General features: G+C 73.3%; 6 protein-coding genes and 1 pseudogene. 3 read left to right on the forward strand and 4 right to left on the reverse strand.

Annotated elements, in window-relative coordinates; genetic code table 11:
• Positions 1–69: 69 nt before the first annotated feature.
• A complete protein-coding gene (locus tag AB0K02_RS28775; RefSeq protein ID WP_365995465.1) occupies positions 70–366 on the reverse strand; it encodes a hypothetical protein in 297 nt (98 codons plus the stop codon).
• A gap of 374 nt (positions 367–740) precedes the next feature.
• On the opposite strand from AB0K02_RS28775, the gene AB0K02_RS28780 reads away from it, so the two are divergent.
• Positions 741–1,742, forward strand: coding sequence for a helix-turn-helix domain-containing protein (locus AB0K02_RS28780; protein ID WP_365995466.1), 1,002 nt, complete (start codon positions 741–743; stop codon positions 1,740–1,742).
• 17 nt (positions 1,743–1,759) lie between these two features.
• Complete coding sequence (locus tag AB0K02_RS28785) at positions 1,760–2,242, forward strand: DUF456 domain-containing protein (RefSeq protein ID WP_365995467.1); 483 nt, start codon at positions 1,760–1,762, stop codon at positions 2,240–2,242.
• Positions 2,243–2,293: 51 nt separating this feature from the next.
• Here AB0K02_RS28785 and rsgA read toward each other — a convergent pair whose 3' ends face one another.
• From rsgA to AB0K02_RS28800, 3 genes and pseudogenes are all read right to left on the reverse strand, one after another.
• The gene (gene rsgA / locus AB0K02_RS28790) at positions 2,294–3,397 is read right to left on the reverse strand and encodes a ribosome small subunit-dependent GTPase A (RefSeq protein ID WP_365995468.1); all 1,104 of its coding nucleotides are present in this window, start codon (positions 3,395–3,397) and stop codon (positions 2,294–2,296) included.
• A gap of 312 nt (positions 3,398–3,709) precedes the next feature.
• A pseudogene (locus AB0K02_RS28795) lies at positions 3,710–3,964 on the reverse strand (carboxymuconolactone decarboxylase family protein); the annotation flags it as partial.
• Between the two features lie 102 nt (positions 3,965–4,066).
• Positions 4,067–5,101, reverse strand: coding sequence for a PHP domain-containing protein (locus AB0K02_RS28800; RefSeq protein WP_365995469.1), 1,035 nt, complete (start codon positions 5,099–5,101; stop codon positions 4,067–4,069).
• Positions 5,102–5,465: 364 nt separating this feature from the next.
• Between AB0K02_RS28800 and AB0K02_RS28805 the strand changes: the two genes are divergently transcribed.
• Entirely contained in the window at positions 5,466–5,900 is a 435-nt protein-coding gene (locus tag AB0K02_RS28805; protein ID WP_365995470.1) for a subtilase-type protease inhibitor, read from the forward strand.
• Positions 5,901–6,013 lie beyond the last annotated feature (113 nt).

Below are 6,013 nucleotides of genomic sequence, written 5' to 3' on the forward strand. Positions count from 1 at the left end.
GACCGTCGTGGGCGGCGCACGGCGTATGCGCCGACCACGAGCTGGGTGACGAAGTGCCCTTGGAGTCCGTCAGTTCGGTTTTGCGTGCGACTGTTCACCGGGCTCGTAACCCGTGTGACCGGTGAGGAAGAGCGGCGGGATGCCTCGCGAGTACGCGCTCTCGTCCAGGCGGGAGCGGAACTTCCAGGCCGTCAGCAGCTGGGTCGAGCGCTTCCGGACCGCGGCGGGCTGCGCGATCTCCGCTTGGTTGAGCGACAGTTCACACAGCGCGTCGTCCGACGGGATCTCGAAGACCCCGAGCGGAAACCCAGTCTGCCCTATCCCCTCCCCGTCGCGCACCAGTCGCAGGCTGTCGATGTCACCCAACGTCCCCCGTGCGGGCGACAGTTCCGCTGTCGCGCCCCAGCGTGAGGGCCACACCGACGAGGTGGCTCTGCCGCTCCGCCGCGAGCACCGGCTTGCCGCAGTCGTCGCGCGGCGCGGTCGGCGCCACGCCCCCCGCCGTATCAGGACTCCCGCGAACGGTGTCCGCCGTGCGGGCACGCGCCGGTCGGACATCAGCTCGCCCGGGGGAAGCCGGAGACGACGGGCAGGACAGCCCGGCGCCGGAGGCTGTCGGGGCTGCGGTGGCGCCGTCGGCAGAGGAACGACCGGTGCGGGGGATGATGTGCGCGGCGGGTTCGCGCCGTGGCCGTCTTCCGCCACGGGGGCGAGGAAGCGCACGTCCGGGGAGGGGCATCGTGCTGGGAGCCATAGGTCTCGACGAGAGACAGGAGACGGCCTACCGCGCGCTCGTCGCGCTCGGAGCCGCGGAGATCACCGATCTCGCGCGCCGTCTCGCACTGCCGGAGACGGAGACGGAGCGTACGCTGCGGCGGCTGGAGCAACAGGGCCTCGCGGCACAGTCCTCCACCCGCACCGGACGCTGGGTGGCGGCTCCGCCGGGCGTCGCGCTCGGAGCGCTCCTGACCCGGCAGCGGCACGAGCGGGGGCAGGCGGAGCCGGCGGCGGCGCTGCCGGCGGAGGAGTCCCGCGCGGAGTCGGAAGAGCCCGCCGTGCACGACCTGGTGGAGGTGGTGACGGGCGCGAGGGCCGTCTCGCACCGTTTCGTCCAGTTACAGCGGGGCGCGGCCGAGGAGGTCTGTGCGCTGGTCACGGGACGGCCCATCGCGGTCAGCGGCATGGACAACGAGGCGGAGGAGACGGCGGCGACGCGCGGGGTGACGTACCGGTTGGTCGTCGAACGCGAGGTGCTGACGGCGCCCGAGGGCACCTCGGAGCTGACCGCCGCCCTCGGGCGCGACGATCGGGTCCGGGTGGTGGACCGGGTGCCGACCGAGCTCGTGGTCGCCGACGGTTCACTCGCGATGGTGCCGCTGACCGGCCGCGGTGCGGAGCCGGCCGCGCTGGTCGTCCGGGCCGGCGGCCTGCTGGAGTCGCTGAAGGGCGTGTTCGAGACGGTGTGGCGCGACGCGGTGCCGCTGCGGCCGGGCGCCGGGGGCGATGCGGTGACCGAGACCGCCGCCGTGGGACCGGATGCCACGGATCTGGAGATCCTCTCGCTGCTGCTCGCCGGGATGACGGACGCGAGCGTGGCCAAGCAGCTGGAGCTGGGCCTGCGCACGGTGCAGCGCAGGGTCAAGGGCCTGATGGAACTGACGGGCGTCACCACCCGCCTGCAGCTCGGGTGGCATGCCTGTGCGAACGGGTGGGTGGCTCGCGACCTGCGAGGACGTCACTGATCCTGCACTGTGGTCGCATGAGCGTGTGGCAGCTGCTGATGGTCGGCGGCGTGATGCTGCTGGGCCTGCTGGGCGTGCTGCTGCCGGGAGTGCCCGGCCCGTGGCTGGTGTGGGCCGCGGTCCTGTGGTGGGCGATGCACGAGCTGTCGGGACCCGCGTGGGCGCTGCTGGTGGGCGCGACCGTGGTCCTGCTGATCAACCAGGTCGTCGTGTGGCTGCTGCCGCCGCGCAGGCTCAAGGGGGCGGCCGTCACCCGCCGGGCGGCCCTCTGTGCGGGTGTGGGGGCACTGGTGGGTTTCGTGGTGGTGCCCGTGGTGGGGGCGGTGCCGGGGTTCATCGGCGGGATCTACGTCTGCGAGCGCCTGCGCCTGGGCGGCCACGGCCAGGCGAAGGCGGCGACGCGGTCGGCGATGCGCGCGGCGGGCACGAGCATGCTGGTGGAACTGGTCGGCTGCCTGCTGGTCGTGGGCGCGTGGGTGGCCGTCGTGCTGGGCGGCTGACGCCGGTGCCGTGCCCCTGGGGGCTTCCCGGGGCACGGCACCGGTGGGGGCTCAGCGCAGGTTGCCGCGCTTGGCGGCCATGGCCGCCTTGCCCTGAGCGCCCTTCAGTTTCCAGTCGCGCAGCATCTCCGCCCGCAGCCGCGCGTCCGTCTTCGCCACGATCCGCCGGTTCTCGCGGACCAGCTTGCGGTAGCTGTCGAGCCTGCGCTCCGGCAGGGTGCCGTCCTCAATCGCGGCGAGCACCGCGCAGCCCGGCTCCGCGCCGTGGGCGCAGTCGTGGAACCGGCACCGCTCGGCGAGCTCCTCGATCTCGGAGAAGACCTGCCCGACCCCGGTCTCCGCGTCCCACAGACCCACCCCGCGGATGCCGGGGGTGTCGATGAGGACTCCGCCGTCCGGCAGGGCGAGGAGGTTGCGGGTCGTCGTGGTGTGCCGTCCCTTGCCGTCGACGTCGCGCGTGGCCCGCACGTCCATGACGTCCTCGCCGAGCAGGGCGTTGGCCAGCGTGGACTTGCCGGCTCCGGAGACGCCGAGCAGCACGCTGGTGCCGCCGGAGACGATGGCGCGGAACACGTCGACGCCTTCCCCGGTGGTGGAGCTGACGGGCAGCACCTGCACGCCCGGCGCCGTGGTCTCGACGTCCTGCACGAGGTAGGACAGCGCGGTGACGTCGGGCACCAGGTCGGCCTTGGTGAGGACGACGAGGGGCTGCGCACCGCTCTCCCAGGCGAGCGCGAGGAAGCGCTCGATCCGTCCGAGGTCGAGCTCGACCGCGAGCGAGACGCAGATGACGGCGTGGTCGACGTTGGCGGCGAGGACCTGTCCCTCGGACCGCTCCGACGACGTGGACCGGACGAGTGCGGTACGGCGCTCCAGCACGGCGCGCGCGTACCGTGGGTCGCCGTCCCCGTCGACGGCGACCCAGTCGCCCGTGCACACGACGCGCATCGGGTCGCGGGGTGTCACGAACTCGGTGTCGGCCCTCACCGGGCCGGCGGGGGTGACCACGTCGCACTGACCGCGGTCGACGCGCACGACGCGTCCGGGCAGCAGCCCGCGCTCGCCGTACGGGGCGAACTCCCGCGCCCATCCGTCGTCCCAGCCGTAGGCGGCGAGGGGGTGTGCGGATGCGGCGGAGGCAGAAGAGAGATTCAAGGGGAACCCTTCACAAGGGTGGCCCCGGCAGGCGCGCGTCGGCGCGCAGGCGCTCGACGCGCCAGGAGGAAGGTGAGGTCAGCCGGAGACCACAGGGGTGGGAGAAATGGTCTTCTGGATGCGGGCAGCGCCCATCGCCATGACAGCCATCGGTCACACCTCCTGGTCGTACTCGGCTCGGAGCACCGGCGGAAAGACCGCCGGCGCAGCAGTGAACTCACCCTAGCGGGACGGCGGATCGCCGCGCCACGCATTTTCCGCACCGGAGCGCCCGGCGCCCGGGCGCGGCCGCTCAGGATGCCGGGGTGCCCCGTCACCGGGTTCGGCGAGCGTGCGCCGCGCCCACGGCGAAGGCCGCGTCGGCCGCCGGCACGCCGCGGCGGACGGCGGTCTGGAGCAGCCCCGCGCCGGTCTCGTCCGGTGCCGGACCGCCGCGTACGGCAGCGCGTACGTGCAGGGCGAGTTCGTCCAGGTGGCCGTGGGCCACCAGGACGGTGAGCCCGACCAGGCTGCGTTCGCGCGGGTGAGGGAGGGATCGGTCCGGACGCCCTGTCCGGCCGCGGTCCGACGGCGGCGAAGCACCACGCCCGGCAGCGCCGCATGCTCGGGGAGCTGATCGTCGCCTGCCCGACCGGGGCGGCGACGGGGCCCCGCGGCCGGCGGGCGCGCTCAGCCGCCGTCCGGCGGCCTGCGGGTGCGGGTCCACTCCGTCAGCTGGTCCGCCGTCCATGTGTTGATCACCCGCTCCGGCGGTACGCCGCACTCCTCGGCGCGGGAGCAGCCGATGATCTGCCAGTCCAGCTGGCCCGGTGCGTGAGCGTCGGTGTCGATCGCGAAGAACACCCCGGCGTCGAGGGCGCGGCGCAGCAGCCGCAGGGGCGGATCGCGCCGTTCGGGACGGCTGTTGATCTCGACGGCGGTGCCGTGCTCGGCGCAGGCGGCGAAGACGCGGTCGGCGTCGAACTGCGACTCGGGCCGCGTGCCGCGCCCGCCGGTGACGAGGCGTCCGGTGCAGTGGCCGAGCACGTCGGTGAGGGGGTTCTCGATCGCGCGGAGCATGCGGCGGGTCATGGCCGGGGCGTCCATGCGGAGTTTGGAGTGGACGGATGCGACGACGAGGTCGAGGCGGTCGAGGAGTGCGGGCTCCTGGTCGAGCGTGCCGTCGGGGAGGATGTCGCATTCGATGCCGGTGAGCAGCCGGAAGGGTTTCCACTCCTCGTTGAGGCGCTCGATCAGGTCGAGTTGGGCGAGCAGCCGTTCGGCGCTCAGTCCGCGCGCGACCTTGAGGGAGGGCGAGTGGTCGGTGAGGACGGCCCATTCGTGGCCGAGTTCCGCCGCCGCGCGGCCCATCTCCTCGATGGGGCTGCCGCCGTCGGACCAGTCGGAGTGCAGATGGCAGTCGCCGCGCAGCGCCGCGCGCAGCCCGGCACCGCCGCCGGCGAGTGGAGCGGCCGCTTCCTCCTCCAGGCGGCGCAGGTAGGCGGGGGTCTCGCCGGTCAGCGCCTCCTCGACGACCTTGGCCGTCTTGGGCCCGACGCCCTTGATCCGGACCAGCGTCCCGGCCGCCGCCCGCCGGGCGATCTCGTCGCGGTCGAGCTCCGCGAGGGCCGCGGCGGCGGTGCGGAAGGCCCGTACGCGATAGGTCTCGGCGCGCGTGCGCTCCAGCAGATAGGCGACGCGGTCCAGCGCTTCGACCGGTTCCATGGCACCTCCCAGGTCCCCTGCCCAGTGAACCCCGCCACCCTGGAACAGTCCAACGGTGAACGAGGAAGGCATGGGTTCACTTGCGCCTTTCAATCAATGATTCAAGGATCGATTCACCTTAAATTTTCTTGATCAACAAGCGGGGACGTCTTTCTTCGGCCGTTTCGGCGCACTACTGAACCGCTGCTCAGTGCGGCAGCGGCAGTCACAAGCTGCCCATGAGGGGTCACAAAGGGTGACCGATTCCGGTCGCGCGCGCAAGCGATCTCGCCGGAGGTGAGCAAGACTCCGCTCCGGCTTCCCCGTCCGATTTCCGGCAGCCGCCAACCGATTTCCGAAACCACCACCCCAGGGAGTGTTCGACATGCGGTACATCGCCAAGAGTCTCGTGCTCGCCACCACGGCGCTCGGGATCGCCGTCGCGCCCGGCACGGGCAGCGCGGGCGCGGCGCAGACCGGCACGCAGAGCCTGTACGCCCCCTCCGCGCTGGTGCTCACCCTGACCGCCGGCGACGACGCCCTGAACGGCAGCGTGCTGCGCGCGGTCACCCTCACCTGCATGCCCACGGCGGCCGGCACCCACCCGGCCGCCCGCGAGGCCTGCGCCGAACTGCGCGCCGGCGGAGCCCGGTTCGAGTCGATCGTCGCCGCGGACAGCGGCGTCATGTGCACGAGGCAGTGGGACCCGGTGACGGTCACCGCGGACGGCGTGTGGAACGGCCGGCGGGTCGCCTTCGCGCACACCTTCGGCAACAGCTGCCTCAAGGACGGAGCCGACGGCGTCGTCTTCCGCTTCTGAACCCCGTACGACGCGGGCGGGGCCGGCGGGGGGCCGGCCGGGGGGGCCCGGGGGGTACCCCCGCCCCCCCCCCCGGGGGGGGGTAGGGGCCCCCCCGAGGGGGGCCCCCCCCC

Origin of the sequence: Streptomyces sp. NPDC049597, from assembly GCF_040675505.1 — a bacterium.
Lineage (GTDB): Bacteria > Actinomycetota > Actinomycetes > Streptomycetales > Streptomycetaceae > Streptomyces.

What these genes read in the sequence shown, in the direction of transcription:
- AB0K02_RS28805 (WP_365995470.1), top strand. Translation starts at nt 5,466, where the DNA reads ATGCGGTACATCGCCAAGAGTCTCGTGCTCGCCACCACGGCGCTCGGG.
- AB0K02_RS28800 (WP_365995469.1), bottom strand. Translation starts at nt 5,101, where the DNA reads ATGGAACCGGTCGAAGCGCTGGACCGCGTCGCCTATCTGCTGGAGCGC.
- AB0K02_RS28785 (WP_365995467.1), top strand. Translation starts at nt 1,760, where the DNA reads ATGAGCGTGTGGCAGCTGCTGATGGTCGGCGGCGTGATGCTGCTGGGC.